The organism is Desulfobacter postgatei 2ac9 (assembly GCF_000233695.2).
GTDB lineage: Bacteria > Desulfobacterota > Desulfobacteria > Desulfobacterales > Desulfobacteraceae > Desulfobacter > Desulfobacter postgatei.
The window spans coordinates 3,918,240-3,935,970 of record NZ_CM001488.1; the positions used below are offsets into that span (position 1 = coordinate 3,918,240).

Consider the following 17,731-nt stretch of genomic DNA (forward strand, 5'->3'; position numbering starts at 1 on the left):
TTTCTCCTCATTAATTTGCCCGAGATGCTTCTCGTCCGACTTCGTTGATCTCCTGGTTGATCCGCGAGATATCCGTCACCCATAGGCGCCTTTCCAAATGAGATAAGCTCATCAGCTCCTGGCGTGGCCAATGGAAATGGTACGCGATAAACGCTACCTCCCGACGCGCCTGATCTCGGGGGTAGCATGTTATTCCCCCAGGGCGCTCTCCCGAAAGAGAGACGCACCATCAAGGACGATCGACGCGTTGCAGTGCGGACAGGTCACGCCTATCTGCGTGTGACCGTTGCCGTTTATTATCTCGTAAAGCTCCTGAAGGTACGATACGTCCGCTGCGAACATCTTCTCCACAATTGATGGATTCACATCGGGCAGATCTCCGAGCTTCTGTATGACCCTGGACAGGAGAATGATACTCAAATAAGCCTCATTTCGCTGGACCCGAGGATCCTGCAGGGGAGCGATCTCATCCGCCGCGCTCGCCAGGCGCATCACACCGTCACGATGTAGATTTCCGTGCTGATCCACGTACCCCTTCGGCAGTGTAAACTCAAACTCAGTCTGTAACATCACCTGGTCTCCTTTATCAACTCGTCACCAAGTCCGTAATTCCCTCGTGACAGAACTCCAGTGTCTCCACTGCCACTTCATTGGCGCTGCCTTTGAGCTCCGGGCCGACCCACTTGGAGGGCCATGCGTTCTGCAGGTTCCACCGCACACGCTCGCCGCCGCCTGATACGCCCCGCTCATCGTATAGGACGATGGAGACATTCTTTCGCTCGATGGCACCGTCCATCACGCTCTTTCGCCAGTCGAAGAGCTCTGTATTGGTGCTGACCCCTCGCTTCAGAGTAACGTTGGAAAACTTTTTCAGCCCGGGGAGCTTGCGAACGGTAATGTCGTCGGCTCCCTCGCGGTATTCAACAATATCCGTCTCGGTATCCAGACCGGTGCACTCTGAAAAACCGGCAGACGTGATACCTTCTATTTCCACGATAAAATTAAAAGATCCGAAGGGATCAAACGGCCCACTTTCTCGTCTCATTCTTTACCTCCGTGTTATGACGCACACTCTGATTATGATGTCTCGACACCTTGAGATATGCGGAAAATGACAAATTCTGCCGGTTTTACGATGGCTACCCCGATTTCCGTGATCACCCGACCGAGCGCGATGGATTCGGGGGGGTTGGTCTCAGCGTCGCATTTGACATAGAACGCCTCATCCTCGACCGCGCCGAACAGCGCACCATTTCGCCAGACAATCCTGAGGAACGCCTTCACGTTGCGCTCAATCTTTCGCCACAAATCGGGCGTGTTGGGCTCGAACACCACCCACCGTGTGCCTTGGTCGATTGACTCTTCAATGAACAACAGCAGACGACGCGTGGTCACATACCGTAGCTCGGGGTCTGCCGAGAGCGTGCGGGCGCCCCAGATGAGATCCCCTACACCTTCCACGTGACGCAATGTATTGACGTGGGCCGGGTTAAGCACCTCAATCTCTCCATGACTGAAAAGGCCGTCGAGCCGCATCACCCCGCGGATGCGACCATCATCGATACCCGCAGCCGCTTTGTGTACTCCCCGCTTGATATCGGTTGCCGCGTATCTGCCCGCGATCGCGCCGTCCGGCGGCACGGTAGCGCCCCGTTTGGTCAATGGATCGGAGATGACCACCCACGGTGCGTAAAGGGCGCCGAAGCTCGAGTTGAACGGCGCCTGTCCGCTGTAGAGTGATCCGGTCGCCTGCTTGTAAGCGAGCGCCTCCTGTGCGGTGTCTGCGGTCTCGACCGCATGGGCCACGAAGAAGCAGTCTCCCCGTCCTTCGCAGTACCCGAGCCCGGCTACCACCGCCGCCCGGTCTGCAGTCTCGGGTATGGCGACGATGTTGATGTCGTCGATCGGATCAAAAGCGCTGAGCCCGATGAGGCCGGTGAAGTCTCCAGTCACCACGCCGATGATGCCGTTGGTTCCACCCTTCAAGGAGGCGTTCGCCGCGTCGGGCCGAAGCGTTGCGCCGGGGACCACCGCGACGTCTATGAGCTTAGAGACGCTATTGATTTTTTCCTCGACTTGATTTGGAAGAGAGGCGCCTCGTTTCATACCGGTGTAGGTCTCAAGCACAGATCCCCCGACCGAGACCTTCAGGGAAAAATCATCCAGGCCTGCTTCGTGAACGACCTGGAGCGCTATTTCATTGCCCCAGGTTCCCGGTGATTTGGCATTTACCGTCAGTATGTCGGTGGTCCCGGATTGCAACACGGTTGACGCGCTGAGGGCGGCAACCGTATCGTCATCCACGCCCTCGTCCAGGGATGTCGTTCCCTGGACAGGGGTGCCCGGATAGGTGGACAGACCATCCGGATTGGCGATGACCCGCACATAACCTGAAACGCCGTTGATTTGCTGCTCGACCACCGGATTCTCCGTCGGGGTCATGGTGAGCCCCTCGAAGCGTTCCTTCTCGGTGCCGTCCTTCCGAACCAGGAGTGTAAAGGCCGGTAGGGTCTCGTGGATGACCTCCACGCTGAGCGAATCACCTACCACGCCAGGCGCCAAGGCGTACACCGCGAGCGCATTGGCCGGCGTTGTATCAGCGAGTGTGGCGTGGGAAGGGACCCCTTGGGCCGAGCTTCGTACCACGTAGCACCGTTTGCCGCCGTTCTTGAAAAACAGGTCGACCGTATAGGAGAGATAGGCACCACTGACATAGCCGCCAAAGGTTTCAAAGAATTTGGTCCGGCTGTCGATGAACACCGGCTCTCCCACCGGCCCTTTCTCTGCCAGGCCGACAAACGCAACGGTGGAGGTGCCGACCGCGGCGATCGGTTTGTTCGCGGACGGCACTTCTTCCACATAGACTCCGGGGGATAGATATTCTGGCATGACTTATGACTCCTTTACTCTGAAATCGCCGCGCCGGCCGCGGCCTGGGAGATTCGAAAAATGACAAACTCCGCCGGTTTTACCGGAGCCACCGCGATCTCGGTAATCACCTGCCCCGCTTCAATGGTCTCGGGCGAGTTTGTTTCGCGATTGCATCGAACCCGAAACGCCATATCTTCCTTCTGGCCGAACAGCGCGCCGTCGCGCCAGACAGTTCGAAGGAAGTCTTTTATATTCCTTTCAATCTTTTTCCATAGGGCCAGGTCGTTGGGCTCGAACACCACCCACTGGGTGCCTCGATCGATGCTCTGCTCGATGAAGTTGAGCAGGCGTCTGACGTTGATGTACTTCCATTCGGCATCACTGGCCATGGTTCTGGCTCCCCACACATTGAGCCCGGTATCGGGAAACGAACGGATCACGTCAATGCCGTTGTTATTGAGCCCGTCCTGTTCGGCCTTGGTGATCTGCTTTTCTATGCCGGTTGCCGCCTTCACCCTGCCGACATCGATACCCGCGGGTGCCTTGTGAACACCGCGTTTCTGGTCCGTGAAAGCATATATGCCGACGATGTTTCCAGAGGGCGGTAACAGAAAATCACGGGTTTCACCCGAAGGTCGAGTTTTCACCCACGGATAGTAGTAGGCTGCGTAGTTGGAGGCACCGATCGAATTTCGGAACGTGAGGGTATCGGTGGCACTGAGGCCGGGTTTGCTGTCCAGAACACAGAAGAGGTAGCTTCTCTGCTCGCAATAGCTCGATAGCGCCTTGAAGACATGCGTCAGGGCGTCATCAGAAGCGGCCCCGCTCGATAGGTCGGTCGCTGCGGTGAAACGGGGATAGGGAATCGCTAAAATATTGACGTCATTAACAGGATCGAATGCATAAATGCCGGTGCGACTCACCGGGCTGCCCACATAATCGAAGCGAGACAAATCAGAGAGACCGTCCGAATAACTCCCAGCCAATGCGGTGAAGCCGGCATTGACAATCGGAACAACGCTCGCGTCTTGGGACAGGCGGATCAAGCGGGACGCGCCCGGACCCTCGTTCACGCGATTGGGCGCCCAGTCGGCGCCGTTTTCCCGAACCGAAGAGAGATGTTTGTGGGTTTCCAGAAGATCGCCCTCCTCGCAAACATACAGCGAGTAGTCTCTGGCGAGCACTTTCGTGTTTGTCGGAAAATCGACCGCTGTGGTCAATGGTCCCGAAAAGACGGCGTTGACAATTTTATTGCCCCCGACCACCTTGGTCTCAACCCGGTCAACGACTGCAAACGCCTGTTGATCCGCCGGGACGATCCAGAGGGTTGCGCCTTGTGGAATCGGTGTGTCGAAAAGATCGTTCAACGGCGCCGTGATGCCGGCGCTCGCGTTGCTCAGCGTCAATATCGGATCAGTGTCGGCCGCAATCGTGACATCGGCTGTGGTCTGCCCCATATAACTGAAATCCGGTGTCACCACTAGGGCGCCGACTGCAATGGTTTCACCATCTGCGACCGCCGTTCCCTCTGGATCGCTATATAGGCTGCCATAGGTCAATGATAACTGTCCGAGTGCTGCGTCCTCAATTCCGGCGACGGTCGCAAGGATCGGATGCACCATCCACAAAAGGGTTCCTTTTGTCATCCCCTCTCCGCTCGAAACCGCCACCCGGTCGAAGGTCCCCATCGCGCGCGCCGTTGACAACGTTGTGCCGAACTTGCTGCTGTTTTGAACCGCAACGGAGATGCCGGTGCCGAACTCGCCGGCGCTGGCAGCCTCTATGGTAAGCTCAGCCGTGCCTGAAACAAAACCAAACGTCCCCGTGGCCGGTGTTGCCGTCATTGTGCTGTTATCCAGAATATCATCGTAGTGTACCACACGAACCACGTAGCAGCGGGTCCCGCCTTCCCTGAAAAATGCTTCCACTGCATGCCCGAGATAATATTCCTGCCGTATATCGAGAGGTTTCCCGAATACCCGATGGAATTCCGAAATACTTGTAATGAGCGTCGCCTGGTTGACCGGCCCGCGCTCTGCCACCCCGACAAAACCGGCGGTCGATGTCCCAACCCCTTCTATCACCTTGACGCTGGACGCAACTTCCTCAACGTAGACTCCTGGCGCAAGATACTCGGCCATCGTCACTCCTCCTTCTTTGCGGTAGATGTTTCCTTGCCTTTCTTGACGCTATCGTTTTGCTTTGCGGCTTTTCTCGTCTCGACCTTGGCAATTTTCTTCGCGTCTTTATCAACGGGATTCTCTCCATCTACCTTTGCGGCTTTGTTTTCTTCTGCCTCGGCCGTGATTGCTTTCTTTTTGTGAACCGCTGGCGCTGATTGTTTGGAGAGTTGCATGCCGGCCCGCCTTGAGAGCCTGGCGACATGTGGCGACACGGCCTCTTTGTCGTTAAGCTCCCGGTGTTGACCGGGAAGCAGTCGACACCATCCACCCCCGGGGAGTGGAAACTCCACAGTTCGATTGGTATGATTACGTAATTTATATGACACTGGTCTCCTCCTGGTTCGTTACACTTCAACCATTGAAAAACTGACCGTAACGTTCTGCCGTTCACTGAACGAGACAGTTTCGACACTGTTCTGGTAGCCGGAAAGCGTGGCCCGAACACGGATATCCGTAATGATCAGGTCCTCTCTTCGTAAGAAATAGAGAAGATATCTTCCGCGGACGTCGGTTTCGCACCGCACATCGGTCTGACGGCCGATCACCCGCAAATCGGGTCCCGTGCCGACAGTGTATAGTCGCACTCGATTTCCAGCGCTGGTACCGACATTCTGGTTCTGAACTACCTGATTATTGACGCGTCTTAGCTCAACGACCACAGAGGCGAGCGGTAGTCCTGTCACCGAATCGGTCACTGTACCGCTCACTCGTTGAATATCGGATAAAAAAGGATAATAGGGTCCGGCCAGCATCCGAATTATTCGATGGTCGACAAATCGAACAAGGTCTCCGGCCTGGAGCGTCTCCGCACCCGATACGACTTCTGTAAGAACGGCGGACACGATACCGACCCCTTCCAGCGGTTGTGCCAATGTCGTGAGGAAGCGGTTGGAGATGACAGCGGTTCCCACTGCCAATCCGGGCCTGAAATCACGGGTCGCAAAGGTGATTGTGCGAGTAGAAAGGTCCACGGATTGAACGACGACAAACGATTCATTCTCTCCGGGTACGTCCAAGACAAAATTATCCGTCGTTGAAAGCGGGATTGTAATGTCATGGAAAAATGGTCGATGATGATGAGTCTGTATCGAAAGAGCGTGGGTTCCGTCCGGTACGTCTGTAAAGACACAAAAGCCGTCACCGTTAAACACCGGTTTACTCAGACTGTCCGCCATTGTAACCTCTACCTGCCTCAAGATGCTGGATGTTATGTCATCGACCATCATCATGGCGACAGAGACACGCCGAAACCGTTGCTCAAATCCCATTCAAAGCTCCCTCGGACCATCTGCCGGAGTTGGGGCCTTCACGTATATGACTTCACCACCTACCGATTTTTTATCGACAATTGAGCCCTCATTAATCAGGTGCGCCAACGCTTTTTCAACCAATTTAATCGATGGTCTAAATTGGTCATCCTCAAACCACCAATTTGCAATTCCTAAAAGATTGTCGGCAGCTCGCGGAAAGTCTTCTATATATTGACGTATTACCCTGATAGTCTTCTCCAATTTATCTTCATCATCATTTGTCATTGTAAGCCTCGTGTAAATTAACAGCAACTTGTATGCCAACTTCTACAAGAGGAAATATGTTAAAGTTTCAAGGATATACTGCAAAAAAAATGGTGGTCCGGGTCTAATATGCCCCACATGTTTGAACTAAGAAAAGCGAACATGTCAGGAACAGGTAGTCATCAGGAAGATGACCAATACCCACCAGGTGGGTCGATAATGCCCCAATCTCCTCATCTGTGAGTAAACATCTTGGTGGAATAGATGGAAGCAACCATTCAACCACCTGTTTGCGGGCATTCCAAACGCAGCTGGTTACAAAATCGAAAAGGTTTTTACTTTCATTTGAAATACGTTCAAAACAGCGGTAATCTTCAAGATTAGCGATGTCTGTTCTTTCAGGAATCGTCTTAGATTCTTGCTGCAGGCGGTTAATTTCAGCTTCCTTTAGGGCGATTTTCTGTTTCTAAAGGCGACCGGTATGGGATAACTCTGCCAGACCTTCTTGATCTAAAATTAAAATATTTTTTCCATCCCCCTTGATAAAGCCGGCCAGGTCCATTTTTTTTAATACACGGGAAATGGTTTCAGGGGTTGTGCCGATCAGACTTGCCAGTTGAACCTTGGAAACAGGCAACGACACGTTGACTGCCGGCGATCTTTCTTTTCCCAATGGGATTGTTTGTAAATGTTCCGCCCCTTCTTCAACCAGGGTAAGAATATAAGCGGCCAGTCTGGCAGGTACTTCTTTCAGACTTAAATTTTCAATCTGAATCGTAAATTCCCTTAAGCGCCTGGACAGGTCTGCCAGCATGTTCATGGCAAGGGCAGGGGACTTTTCAATCTGTTGGACAAATGCCTGCCTGGGCAGAAAAAGAATGGTTGACGGTTCCAATGCCATGGCAGAGGCAGGAAAGTTTTTTCCCTGGAACACCGGGACTTCACCAAATATATGGCCGGGACCGTATATATGCAGGATCTGCTCCTTTCCCTCAAAAGAGATTTTAAATACTTTAATTTGGCCTTCCGCCACGATATAAAACCCTTTGCCTCTGTCACCTTCCTGGAAGATAATCTCTCCTTTGTTCACGCTCAATTCGCTGGCCAAATCGGCAAGGGCCGCACACTGGTCTTCTGTCAGCCCTGAAAAAAGGGGAATGATATGCAGATAATTTTCGATGCGTTGCCTCCGAAAAATATTTTTCAGTTATGGTTTGATTTGGGGCATCCGGATGACGGTAAAAAAAATTAAAGGCTTGATCCAGATCAAGGTTCCCTTTTTTTGTCTATAGTAACTTCAAGCCAGGATGTAAACCCAATTTGAATTTTAAAAATGAAAGGTGTGATCCATGAAAGTTATTCGTAAAATTATAGAAATAGACGACGAAAAGTGTGATGGATGCGGTATTTGCGTGCCCTCCTGTGCCGAAGGGGCTATTCAGATCATTGACGGAAAGGCAAAAGTCATTGCCGATAAATATTGTGACGGGCTTGGGGCCTGTCTTGGGGATTGTCCTAAAGGCGCGCTTAAGCTTATTGAGCGTCAGGCGGATGCGTATGATGAAGAAGCGGTACACACAAGGCTTGATGCGCAAAAATCAGCTGCCGATACCCCCAAATTTAAGGGTTGCCCATCACAGCAGGTAACAACGTTTCCCATCTCCCCGGTATCGGGAATGGGTATGGCAACTGCCGGATCCGCCGGCGCCTCAGCCCTAGGACACTGGCCGGTACAGCTTCGGCTGATTCCCGCCACAGCCCCATTTTTAAAAGATGCAAGCCTGCTGATTACAGCCGACTGCGTTCCCGTTGCTGCACCGTCGTTTCATTCAGATTATCTGAAAGGCAAGGTTGTCATGTTGGGCTGTCCCAAATTTGATGATACTGAGCTTTATATTGACAAGCTTTCGGATATTTTTATGCGGAATAATATCCGGGAGATCACCATGATGGTCATGGAAGTTCCCTGCTGCGCTAAAATGAAATGGATCGTTGAACGTGCCCTGGAAAAATCCCGTGAAAGCATTCCTGTTCACCAGGTAACCATTGCAACCACAGGCCGGGTCTTGTCTGAAACTCCCGATTAAGGGACTCGGAAAATGCAGCACAATCAATGACAGATTCGCCTAACACCTGCGGGATCACTTCGTCACTTGGCGCGGTATTTGTATGGTCAGGCCGCGTTTGTTTTAAATGAATTTGTATTTTAGAAAAAACATGCTAATATCCGATCGAAATTGGATTCAGGTACCGGGAATTAGGCCTGCAAATATCAATAATTCCAGTTGCCTGGCAACATAAAAAATCAAATTCAGGATAGATCAGATGAAATATAATAATGAAACAGCTCGGATCGGCCATATCTCTTTTTGGGGTTTTTGCAGTCATCTTAGTTTGAAAATATTAAGATCCGTCCTGGCCTGGGGGATTCTTTTTTCTTTGACCATGATCCCTTCCGGTGCCATGGCCCAAAACAAAGCTGACCTTGCAGACGGTCTGTATGCAAAAATGGATACGGATAAAGGAACCATTCTTCTTGAGCTTTTTTACAAACAGGCCCCGTTGACTGTTACCAATTTTGCAGGGCTTGCTCTGGGAAAAATGGATACAGATGTTAAAAAGGGCGAAAAGTTTTACGATGGACTGACATTTCACCGGGTGATTCCGGATTTTATGATCCAGGGTGGAGACCCCCAGGGCACGGGCCGGGGAGGTCCAGGATACCGGTTCCAGGATGAGTTCAGTCCTGAATTAAAACATGACGCCCCCGGAATTTTGTCCATGGCCAATGCAGGCCCGGGCACCAATGGCAGCCAGTTTTTCATTACCCACAAAGCCACCCCTTGGCTGGACGGCAAACACACGGTGTTCGGCAAGGTGATCAAGGGCATGACGGTGGTCAATGCCATAGAAAAAGAGGATAAAATTAAAACCGTTGAGATCCTGGCAGTAGGGGATGAGGCAAAGGTTTTCAGAACAGATCAGGATGGCTTTGATGCCATTATTGCAAACAGGAAAGTCCAAATTAAACAGGAAAAAATTAAAGAGATGGAAGCATTTAAAAAAGAGATGCATGAAAAATATCCCGATGCCGTGGAAACCGAATCCGGTCTGATGTATGTGCCGGTACAGGAAGGCACCGGCCCTGCCGTTATGTCCGGGGCAAAAGTACAGGTGCATTATACGGGGCTGTTCACCAACGGCAAAAAGTTTGATTCCTCCCGGGACCGGGGCAACCCCATTGAATTCGTTCTGGGTCAGGGGCAGGTGATCAAAGGCTGGGATATCGGGATTGAAGGCATGAAAAAAGGCGAGGCCCGGCAGCTGTTGATTCCGTATCCCCTGGCATATGGTGAGCGCGGGTATCCTGGTGCGATTCCGCCCAAGTCCACCCTGATATTCGATGTAGAGCTGGTAGACTTCCAATAGATATTAATTGAGTACCGGCATGTTCTTCATTTGTTTTAAGATGCGGGATTGGCGTTGCAGGACATAGGGGTCGGGGGTGACTGCAGACCGTTTGTGGGGACTTGGCAGGATGGCAGCCAAAAGGGCTGCCTGTTTAGCTGTCAAATCTTTGGCATCGCAGGAGAAATAGGCTTGGGCTGCCGCCTGGGCACCCACATTGGCCCTTCCCCAGTCTACGGTATTAAGATAGATCTCCAGAATTCTTTTTTTATCCCAGACCAGTTCAATCATGACCGTGTACCAGGCTTCGGCAAGTTTTCTGGCGAAGGTGCGGCTTGAGGGAAGAAAAAGGGAGCGGGCTGCCTGCATGCTGATGGTGGATGCCCCCCGAAATCCTTTGTGGTTAATGATCTCCTCCACGGCATTTTTTATTTCCCTGAAATCAAATCCATGGTGCTCCATGAAACGCTGGTCTTCGGAGGCCAGCACGGCCTGTTGTAGATATACGGATATCTGAGCGATATCCTTCCATTCATAGGCCCTGGCCTTGAAAGGCATCTTTTTATAGGCTGCAATGGCCTTTTCATAAACCATGTTGACCGTGAAGGGCGGATTGAAAAATCTGAAGGCGACAACCTGGAGAAATGTGGTTGCTACGACGGCAATAACCAATCCGGCAACGGTTTTTTTTGTCCAGCTCATAACTCTTTTTTTTAGATTTTTATTCATTTTTTCTTGGGGTGGGTCCAGGCCATTGCTTTTTTAAATTTCGATTTTTAAGAATATTGCCAAACCACAAATCTAAGGGTATCTTTATTTTTACGCAGAAAACTGCATGTACAACCCCGATTTTAAAGTTATACTGATATATGGCGGTATCATCCAAACCCCGTGTGAAGAATATATCAATATCAATATTAATTTGCCAGACCTGGATTTTGCTGCGGCCGGACGAGCCGCCGGGGAGTGTAAGTTAAAATAATGGACCTTACCCTGCTGGTGGACAATACGACGTTTACAGACCGTTATCTGACAGCCGAGCCTGGTTTGTCAAAACGGACCATTGAAGGTCTTGCCGTAAAACATCCGAAACTTGTGGCCCATCCGGAAGTTTTTTCTTCGGTGTCTGTTGACGGACTTGCGGAGATCGGGTCTCTGGTGACAAAGGAAAAAGCCGCTCGTCACATGGCGCTGACCCTGACTAAAACGCCTGTCAACTTAAGTTCCCGCCTTGTTTTTTTTAGGTGAAATCCCCAGGGAAAATTTGATCCCAGGCCTTGACGCTATAAATATGACTCTGTGCCGGATTCTATCCCGGTCACTATCGTGGGCGATCTCCATTACCGAAACATTTTTGGGGTTAAAAACGCGGTGAGCTGCATCCTGCGCAGGCCGATATCTGTCCATGAATCTGCGTCCAGTTCCAGCCGGACATAGGCGCAGGTAGGCAGCTTTTCTATGGTTGTGTCTCCCACCCGGTTGCAGAAGTCATGAAATGCCGGATTATGGCCCACAATAACGGCCTGCTCAATGTTTGCAGGCAGATCGTCCCGGCAGAATTCCAAAAGGTCGTGGGCGTTGAAGGTGTATAGTTTTTCTGCCACGGTCCAGGTAAAAGAGATCTTTTTAAGACTGCCGGCAATTCTTTCAATGGTTTCCCTGGCCCGGGCTGCAGGGCTTGTGAAAACATTGGAAAAATCACAGCCTGCTTTTGCAATTTCAGGCGCCATGACAGCGCATGCCCGGATGCCCCTTGGGGCCAGGGGTCTGTCAATATCTGCAAGGCTTGTCTCCTTCCAGCTCGATTTGGCATGACGGATGAGGTGAAGAGTTTTCATCGTTGACATAAGTACTCCAGTCCATAAAAAATATGCTGCAAAATAATACGATATGATTACATGGATACGCAAGTCCTGCTGACACTCATTTTTACAAAATTTTAAGTTTTCGTTCAGATTTCGTTCAGACACTAAAATATGATGAAAAGGTTAAAGTGATCCGTGAATATGAAGTCTGTTCAATGGGTTGGAAACCAGTGTGCAATTTATTGAAGTGGACGGTTGACTTTTTATTATCCAGGGAATTATGTTTGTATTTTACGCCATTTTTAGTTAGCATATGAGCCATATGGCAAAGCTGGCTTCACTATAACGACCATGTCCTGACGGATACAACAAACAATGAAAGATGTGAGTATTGAGAAAACAGCTTGTTTTAAATCTCACTACTCATAACTTTCTTATAAAAACTAATGAGCAAATGAGGTGGAATATTGTTAACACGAAATAAAAATAAGGGGGGGGAGGGGATTTGAAACAAATTAACAATTGGTCGGCATTGCACTTTTTAGCCTCTTTGGGTGCAGGGGGAATGGTGGTTACTTTTTTTATGTATTTTTTGTTCTGGGTCCCCCATCCTGGGAGACCGATTCCCGTTTATGCGGACTGGTTTTCCCATATACAAACCGCAAGTACAGGGAAACAAGCTATGATGCTTTTAGGGCTTGCCGGCATTCTTTTTTTCGCCTGGTTACATTTCAAATGGCTGTTTTTAAATTTTACTCAATACCGAATTTTTAAGGCAAACGGAGGGGTAAAAAAAATTATCGGAACCAATGCCCATACACAACTTATGGCAATGCCGTTAACTTATGCCATGAGTCTCAATATCTGTTTTATTCTTTCAGCCATTTTTATCCCGGGGTTATGGAATGTCGTTGAGTGGCTCTTTCCCATCTCGATATTTGTGTTTACGATCATCGGTGTGTGGGCCAGTCGAATTTATCTGGATTTTTTTAGTCTTGTCCTGCAGAGCGGCAGTTTTGATCACACAGCCAACAATTCACTTAGCCAAATGTTACCCAGTTTTGCCTTTTCCATGGTTGGTGTCGGGCTGGCTGCCCCGGCTGCAATGAGCCAAAATACCGTTGTTATCGGAATTAGTTATTTGTTATCAATTTTTTTTACAACAGGGGCGTTATTCATAGGGCTGATCAAATTGATTATCGGCATGAATGACATGATCAAACAAGGGGTGTCCCGGTCATCCCTGCCGACGCTTTGGGTGGTGATACCGATATTGACGACAGCAGGCATCGCCGCAATGCGGTTAAGCCATGGTCTTCATTCCCTGGAACTCGGCCATGGTGCCCCAGATTATATTTTGCTTGCAATCATTTTTTCCATCCAGATCGTATTCTTTCTTCTGGGATGGTCTGTCATGAAACGGATGAAGTATTTTAAGGCACTACTCAATCATGAGGAGGACACACCTGTAACTCTTGCGCTGATTTGTCCCGGTGTCGCTTTTGTTGTTATGGGTCACTTCGTTTTGAACAAAGTGATCGCAGCAGTCGGAATTCTAACGAAATTTGATTATACTTACATGGCGATTTCTTTTGTCTTGATTGTTTTGCAGTTCATTACAGGTTGGTTATTGATCAGGCTTGCACGCAAGCAGCTGCGGTATACTTAACGATAAGTTTGTTTTTAATACTCGATCATCGAGTGATAAAAAATGCGGACTGTTTGCATGGTTCAATTCCAATTTTTTATTGTTATAACCCATAAAAAAAGGAGGAGGAATGGCTTCGGTTGGATGTGAGAGACCACACGCTGGTTTGATTGAACAGGAAGAAAAAAGTAAACAAGAAATAAAAGAAACTAAAAAAGGAGTTGTTAATATGATTCGTGTAGGACAAAAAGCGCCTGATTTTCAGGCGCCGGCATATTATAAGGGTGATTTTACCTCTATTAAATTGTCTGACTATCTTGGCAAGTGGGTTGATCTTTGTTTTTATCCCGGCGATTTTACATTTGTCTGAGCCACCGAAATCTCGGCGGTCGCTGAGAAAAATGAAGAATTTGAAAAACTGGGCGTACAGGTGCTGTCCATGAGTACGGACTCCATTTTTGTTCATAAAATGTGGGAAGCGGCAGAGCTGTCAAAAATGGTGGGAGCAGGAAAAATACCATTTCCCATGTTGTCTGATGGCGGCGGAAAGATTGGGCAGATATATGGTGTATATGATGAGAATGCGGGTGTGGATATCCGGGGCCGTTTTCTCATAGATCCCGACGGCGTTGTCCAGGCATTTGAAATGCTATCACCGCCTGTGGGACGTAATGTATCTGAAACAATCCGGCAGATACAGGCCTTCCAGCTTGTCAGGGAAACCAAGGGAGCCGAGGCCACGCCGTCCGGCTGGAGACCGGGAAAAGTAACGCTTAAGCCGGGACCCGGCTTGGTAGGTAATGTATGGAAAGAGTGGAAAACACAAATGGCATTTGATTGAAACGATTAAAGCGATAATAAGTGTTTATCAGGGGGCATGCTGAAGCTGGTAAGTTTTAGTATTGCCCCCTTCATATTGTCTATTATAACCCGCCATGCTCCATAATTAATACCAGCCCGTGCGGCTTAACGACCCGTTTCGTTTAACGTAAAAAATCAGTTTACAACCCACACGGTACAATCAACAGCCGATTGAACGACCTTTGTCGAAACCGAGCCAAACAAAAACTCTTCAGCTTTGCTCACTCCGCGCCTACCGATTACAACTGTATCGTAATTCCCTTCTTCCCTGATCCTCAAAATATCCATACCGATACTGCGTCCGGTAGTACATATATCTGTATCATGAAATGGAGATTTGCAACTAGCAAAATATTGTTCAGTTACAACATCAGCACAAGCACCTTGTTTTATGAGGCTTTGCTTTGCCAATGACAGCTTTTCAGTCATTTCGACTTCGTTTTTTCTACACTGACTGACCCAAATTTCATCATCAGGGTAAAGATCCTTATCCGGCAGCCTTTCGACATAAAGGATTAAAACTCGGGATATGGGGTAATGCTTCACTATATCACCCACATATTCAACCGCTTTGAAAGAATTTTCAGATCCATCAAATGCCACGAGAATCTTATTAAGTGTCATAATTTCACCCCCCCCCTGTTTAATTAGACATTATAAAGACCGAATCTCTTTTAAACTTTTATTCATATCAACCAGTATTTCATCTACCGACTCATAGAAAACCGAACTTGAAGACGATAAATGCATCAAGATATTATTTAATGAGTTTGGAATATAATTATATATTTTCTTCACATTAACGACACGGTTGCCTATAACTACAGAGTAATCACCTGCATTCAGTGTATTGAGAATAGAATTTTCCGTTCTGAGTTCCAGCAAAGTCTGCATAGTAAGATTTGCTTTACCGACAAGATACACAAGAATGCTTTTTAATCCGAAAATATCCAGAGCAAAGGGATTTTCGTAAAGCTCAAACGCATAATCAAAGTCGATCCACCGATATGCGCCGGTGCCACTTTCAACCCACAAGTGATCACGCCGGATATCGCCATGTTTTTCATCGTGGCTGTGCAAAAAACTGATTGCTTCGCACGCATTGATAAACTTCTCAAGTATATCAGGAAAATATTCATGAAAATAAGTTTTATGATCCACCGGGATATCGTCCACCACAACGTCAAGCCGCTTTCCGCGAATGATATCCAAGACCCTGACATTATTTCCTGCTGTGTCATCCTTAGAATATCCCTGCATGAAACGCATATCCCCTTTAACAAGATCTAAGATTCTAGCTTCTTTACGAGGACTTCTATAACACTTAATTTCGAACGGCCCAATATGCATTGGAAATGTTTCATAAAAGGCTAATTTTAAAATTTGAGACTGACCGGATTCAAGATGCTTAACGCGCTTTACCCAATATTTCGGGTCAACCAAGCCAAATCGGCGCTCCTGCTCATTTTTAAGTACAAGAAAATGCTCATTTCCAAGTTTCATGACATCACTGTAATCAATACTCATAAATTCAGTCGAATCAGTGAAAATTTTCCCAAAACGGGACATTGGGGAATCAGGCATATACTTATGGATAAGTTTTTTAACCTCACTACTCATAGACACTCCTGATATTATATATGAACTCAATGATCCAGATCAAGCAACATAACACCGCTTATAAACTTATCAAAAGGGTACCACAACAGAGTTAAAAGTAAAATAGCAAGGCTAATTTATTTCAACTCCCAGGTTCAGCCTATTTTAAGAACCTTTGCTCCCCTGATGGTTCCTTTTTTCAGTGCTGCCAAGGCCTGGTTAGCCTCTTCAAGTGAGAATTCCTCAACCTCCGGCCGGATGCCAAACCGGTCAGCCAGGGTTAAAAATTCTACTACATCCTTACGGCAGATATTGGCAACACTCTTGATCTCTTTTTCCATCCAAAGATGAGCTGGATAATCCAGTTTTAAAAGGTAATCCTCCTGATAATCCTGATAATCCGATAATCCGGGGACATCTATGATAAGTTTTGTCAAGGGGAAAATGTAGATTTCCCTTCACTTTTTAAAGACATTCTCCAAAAGCGTTAAATGGCCCATTGCATTAACTCCTGATCTTTTTAATCTATTTCATTTAAGTGCCAAAAAGATAAAGATCTTTTGACCAGACATCTATTTGCTGTATCAGGTCCTTTTGTAAAGGAACCATCACAGAAGATTAAGTTTGGGTAAACCCGCTGACCTTGAAACACTATAAATGATGTATCACGGCGGTTGCCGATCACATAGTCCCCAGAAAGCAAGGACCAGCGGGAAGATCTATTGTAAATGCAATGCTATTAATTTATCAATGCGACCGTATCAGGCAGCCTGATATGGAGCTGTCACCTCAAAATCCTTTTTGGATTTTTCAACAGCCAGCATATAGGCTACAAGTTTTCTTGCTACGGCCAGGGTCGCTCTATTCTTGTTTCCCTTTCTCAATTCCCTTTCATGAATTTCAGCCAATTGAGGATTCCAATGTGGTGCAAGTTTTGCCGCCTCAACCAGAACAGTTTGCAAATGTTTATTTCGTTTTTTGGATATCGGACCACGACTTTCTTTGCCGGCAGATTCTTTTTGAGCCGCGCAAAGGCCACAATAACTAACTGCCTGACGTACTGCTCCAAATCGCTCTACCTCACCGACTTCCAACACCCAGGTTAAAGCCGTCACCTCTCCAACCCCACCAATTGTTTGCAGCCGGGTTACCCGTTCTCGGATCAGCGGGTTTTCTTTTAGCACCCGTACGAGCTTTTTGAATATTAGTAAAAATCTCCAGATTTGACCTGCTAAGTTTTAACATTTCTGAGACGGATGATGAGACATGCTCAATGGTGTCCATTAATTCCCAGAAATAGCGTTTGCCATGTAGCTTTTTTTTGTTGTATTCAGCACAGACCTCCATTAAAAGTCCAGAGAATTTATTTTTAGTTTGGGTTGCTGTTCTGACTATGTGGTTTCTGTATCTTAAAATTCTTCTTAATTCTCGCAACTCGCTCGGAGCCATATAACATTCCGGTAACAGATCAACTCTGAGAAGGTCACATATTTTCTGGGCATCAGATAGATCGTTTTTCTTTTAGCTGCTGTAATCGCTTTGAGCATTTCAGGATGAGCGACCTTGATATCATCGGCATAAGGTTTTATGAAGTCATAAATCCAAGCCGGTAAACATTGTTGCTTCCATTAGCAAAAAAATTCATGTCCTGTGAGCCATTTTCAATGGCCGCTTTGCTAGATTTTAATTATATCCGGTTGAAATCGTTCAAGCGCTTCAATATATTTTTGTGCCCGGAACATGAACATGCCGCTGTTCCATAGATAATCGCCTGAATTCAGGTAGGTTTACGCCTTGGCCGCATCCGGTTCTGATCCCAGCTTATATCACCGTCAGTTGCCT

At 48.1% G+C, this 17,731-nt stretch carries 21 protein-coding genes; 5 read left to right on the top strand and 16 right to left on the bottom strand.

The window, feature by feature from the left end; genetic code table 11:
* Window positions 1–10: 10 nt before the first annotated feature.
* From DESPODRAFT_RS21810 to DESPODRAFT_RS18135, 9 genes are all read right to left on the bottom strand, one after another.
* Entirely contained in the window at window positions 11–193 is a 183-nt protein-coding gene (locus DESPODRAFT_RS21810; RefSeq protein ID WP_004075654.1) for a DUF6760 family protein, read from the bottom strand.
* On the bottom strand, window positions 190–570 hold the full coding sequence (locus DESPODRAFT_RS18100; RefSeq protein ID WP_004075656.1) for a hypothetical protein: 381 nt from the start codon (window positions 568–570) through the stop codon (window positions 190–192). The genes DESPODRAFT_RS21810 and DESPODRAFT_RS18100 overlap by 4 nt, the downstream gene beginning before the upstream one ends.
* 16 nt (window positions 571–586) lie before the next feature.
* Window positions 587–1,045: a phage tail protein gene (locus DESPODRAFT_RS18105; RefSeq protein ID WP_004075658.1), complete on the bottom strand. Its 459-nt coding sequence runs from the start codon at window positions 1,043–1,045 to the stop codon at window positions 587–589.
* A gap of 32 nt (window positions 1,046–1,077) precedes the next feature.
* On the bottom strand, window positions 1,078–2,889 hold the full coding sequence (locus DESPODRAFT_RS18920; RefSeq protein WP_004075660.1) for a phage tail sheath C-terminal domain-containing protein: 1,812 nt from the start codon (window positions 2,887–2,889) through the stop codon (window positions 1,078–1,080).
* Window positions 2,890–2,903: 14 nt separating this feature from the next.
* Window positions 2,904–5,012 carry a phage tail sheath C-terminal domain-containing protein gene (locus tag DESPODRAFT_RS18925; protein WP_004075662.1) on the bottom strand — a complete coding sequence of 703 codons (2,109 nt, stop codon included), beginning with the start codon at window positions 5,010–5,012 and terminating at the stop codon, window positions 2,904–2,906.
* A gap of 2 nt (window positions 5,013–5,014) precedes the next feature.
* A complete protein-coding gene (locus DESPODRAFT_RS18120) occupies window positions 5,015–5,380 on the bottom strand; it encodes a hypothetical protein (RefSeq protein WP_004075664.1) in 366 nt (121 codons plus the stop codon).
* A gap of 18 nt (window positions 5,381–5,398) precedes the next feature.
* The gene (locus DESPODRAFT_RS20195) at window positions 5,399–5,896 is read right to left on the bottom strand and encodes a hypothetical protein (RefSeq protein ID WP_157488536.1); all 498 of its coding nucleotides are present in this window, start codon (window positions 5,894–5,896) and stop codon (window positions 5,399–5,401) included.
* 426 nt (window positions 5,897–6,322) lie between these two features.
* On the bottom strand, window positions 6,323–6,589 hold the full coding sequence (locus DESPODRAFT_RS18130; RefSeq protein ID WP_004075668.1) for a hypothetical protein: 267 nt from the start codon (window positions 6,587–6,589) through the stop codon (window positions 6,323–6,325).
* A 445-nt stretch (window positions 6,590–7,034) separates the two neighbouring features.
* Window positions 7,035–7,676 (bottom strand): Crp/Fnr family transcriptional regulator, encoded by a 642-nt coding sequence (locus DESPODRAFT_RS18135; RefSeq protein WP_157488537.1) that lies wholly within the window; start codon window positions 7,674–7,676, stop codon window positions 7,035–7,037.
* Between the two features lie 241 nt (window positions 7,677–7,917).
* Here DESPODRAFT_RS18135 and DESPODRAFT_RS18140 point away from each other — a divergent pair, with 241 nt between their 5' ends.
* Both DESPODRAFT_RS18140 and DESPODRAFT_RS22005 read left to right on the top strand, forming a co-directional pair.
* Window positions 7,918–8,655: an ATP-binding protein gene (locus DESPODRAFT_RS18140; RefSeq protein WP_004075673.1), complete on the top strand. Its 738-nt coding sequence runs from the start codon at window positions 7,918–7,920 to the stop codon at window positions 8,653–8,655.
* A gap of 238 nt (window positions 8,656–8,893) precedes the next feature.
* A complete protein-coding gene (locus tag DESPODRAFT_RS22005) occupies window positions 8,894–9,997 on the top strand; it encodes a peptidylprolyl isomerase (protein WP_004075675.1) in 1,104 nt (367 codons plus the stop codon).
* A gap of 3 nt (window positions 9,998–10,000) precedes the next feature.
* Here the strand turns inward: DESPODRAFT_RS22005 and mtgA are convergent, their stop codons facing one another.
* Window positions 10,001–10,678 (bottom strand): monofunctional biosynthetic peptidoglycan transglycosylase, encoded by a 678-nt coding sequence (mtgA, locus tag DESPODRAFT_RS18150; protein WP_004075676.1) that lies wholly within the window; start codon window positions 10,676–10,678, stop codon window positions 10,001–10,003.
* Between the two features lie 279 nt (window positions 10,679–10,957).
* On the opposite strand from mtgA, the gene DESPODRAFT_RS18155 reads away from it, so the two are divergent.
* Window positions 10,958–11,224, top strand: a complete 267-nt coding sequence (locus DESPODRAFT_RS18155) for a hypothetical protein (protein WP_004075679.1) — start codon at window positions 10,958–10,960, stop codon at window positions 11,222–11,224.
* A gap of 92 nt (window positions 11,225–11,316) precedes the next feature.
* Here the strand turns inward: DESPODRAFT_RS18155 and DESPODRAFT_RS18160 are convergent, their stop codons facing one another.
* Window positions 11,317–11,823 carry a SixA phosphatase family protein gene (locus tag DESPODRAFT_RS18160; protein ID WP_004075681.1) on the bottom strand — a complete coding sequence of 169 codons (507 nt, stop codon included), beginning with the start codon at window positions 11,821–11,823 and terminating at the stop codon, window positions 11,317–11,319.
* Between the two features lie 490 nt (window positions 11,824–12,313).
* On the opposite strand from DESPODRAFT_RS18160, the gene DESPODRAFT_RS22010 reads away from it, so the two are divergent.
* On the top strand, window positions 12,314–13,450 hold the full coding sequence (locus tag DESPODRAFT_RS22010; RefSeq protein ID WP_443112190.1) for a TsoY family (seleno)protein: 1,137 nt from the start codon (window positions 12,314–12,316) through the stop codon (window positions 13,448–13,450).
* Between the two features lie 109 nt (window positions 13,451–13,559).
* Complete coding sequence (gene prxU, locus DESPODRAFT_RS21375; RefSeq protein WP_004075685.1) at window positions 13,560–14,270, top strand: thioredoxin-dependent peroxiredoxin; 711 nt, start codon at window positions 13,560–13,562, stop codon at window positions 14,268–14,270.
* A gap of 155 nt (window positions 14,271–14,425) precedes the next feature.
* Here prxU and DESPODRAFT_RS18180 read toward each other — a convergent pair whose 3' ends face one another.
* From DESPODRAFT_RS18180 to DESPODRAFT_RS21385, 5 genes are all read right to left on the bottom strand, one after another.
* Window positions 14,426–14,914: a universal stress protein gene (locus DESPODRAFT_RS18180; protein ID WP_004075687.1), complete on the bottom strand. Its 489-nt coding sequence runs from the start codon at window positions 14,912–14,914 to the stop codon at window positions 14,426–14,428.
* Window positions 14,915–14,944: 30 nt separating this feature from the next.
* Window positions 14,945–15,910 carry a hypothetical protein gene (locus tag DESPODRAFT_RS18185; RefSeq protein ID WP_004075688.1) on the bottom strand — a complete coding sequence of 322 codons (966 nt, stop codon included), beginning with the start codon at window positions 15,908–15,910 and terminating at the stop codon, window positions 14,945–14,947.
* A gap of 134 nt (window positions 15,911–16,044) precedes the next feature.
* Window positions 16,045–16,326 (bottom strand): MDR/zinc-dependent alcohol dehydrogenase-like family protein, encoded by a 282-nt coding sequence (locus DESPODRAFT_RS18190; RefSeq protein WP_040016095.1) that lies wholly within the window; start codon window positions 16,324–16,326, stop codon window positions 16,045–16,047.
* A gap of 324 nt (window positions 16,327–16,650) precedes the next feature.
* A complete protein-coding gene (locus tag DESPODRAFT_RS21380) occupies window positions 16,651–17,073 on the bottom strand; it encodes a transposase (RefSeq protein ID WP_245531965.1) in 423 nt (140 codons plus the stop codon).
* Complete coding sequence (locus tag DESPODRAFT_RS21385) at window positions 16,970–17,380, bottom strand: hypothetical protein (protein ID WP_337833566.1); 411 nt, start codon at window positions 17,378–17,380, stop codon at window positions 16,970–16,972. The genes DESPODRAFT_RS21380 and DESPODRAFT_RS21385 overlap by 104 nt, the downstream gene beginning before the upstream one ends.
* Between the last annotated feature and the right edge of the window lie 351 nt (window positions 17,381–17,731).

What these genes read in the sequence shown, in the direction of transcription:
- DESPODRAFT_RS18100 (WP_004075656.1), bottom strand. Translation starts at nt 570, where the DNA reads ATGTTACAGACTGAGTTTGAGTTTACACTGCCGAAGGGGTACGTGGAT.
- DESPODRAFT_RS18105 (WP_004075658.1), bottom strand. Translation starts at nt 1,045, where the DNA reads ATGAGACGAGAAAGTGGGCCGTTTGATCCCTTCGGATCTTTTAATTTT.
- DESPODRAFT_RS18920 (WP_004075660.1), bottom strand. Translation starts at nt 2,889, where the DNA reads ATGCCAGAATATCTATCCCCCGGAGTCTATGTGGAAGAAGTGCCGTCC.
- DESPODRAFT_RS18925 (WP_004075662.1), bottom strand. Translation starts at nt 5,012, where the DNA reads ATGGCCGAGTATCTTGCGCCAGGAGTCTACGTTGAGGAAGTTGCGTCC.
- DESPODRAFT_RS18130 (WP_004075668.1), bottom strand. Translation starts at nt 6,589, where the DNA reads ATGACAAATGATGATGAAGATAAATTGGAGAAGACTATCAGGGTAATA.
- DESPODRAFT_RS18140 (WP_004075673.1), top strand. Translation starts at nt 7,918, where the DNA reads ATGAAAGTTATTCGTAAAATTATAGAAATAGACGACGAAAAGTGTGAT.
- DESPODRAFT_RS22005 (WP_004075675.1), top strand. Translation starts at nt 8,894, where the DNA reads ATGAAATATAATAATGAAACAGCTCGGATCGGCCATATCTCTTTTTGG.
- mtgA (WP_004075676.1), bottom strand. Translation starts at nt 10,678, where the DNA reads ATGAGCTGGACAAAAAAAACCGTTGCCGGATTGGTTATTGCCGTCGTA.
- DESPODRAFT_RS18155 (WP_004075679.1), top strand. Translation starts at nt 10,958, where the DNA reads ATGGACCTTACCCTGCTGGTGGACAATACGACGTTTACAGACCGTTAT.
- DESPODRAFT_RS18160 (WP_004075681.1), bottom strand. Translation starts at nt 11,823, where the DNA reads ATGTCAACGATGAAAACTCTTCACCTCATCCGTCATGCCAAATCGAGC.
- DESPODRAFT_RS18180 (WP_004075687.1), bottom strand. Translation starts at nt 14,914, where the DNA reads ATGACACTTAATAAGATTCTCGTGGCATTTGATGGATCTGAAAATTCT.
- DESPODRAFT_RS18185 (WP_004075688.1), bottom strand. Translation starts at nt 15,910, where the DNA reads ATGAGTAGTGAGGTTAAAAAACTTATCCATAAGTATATGCCTGATTCC.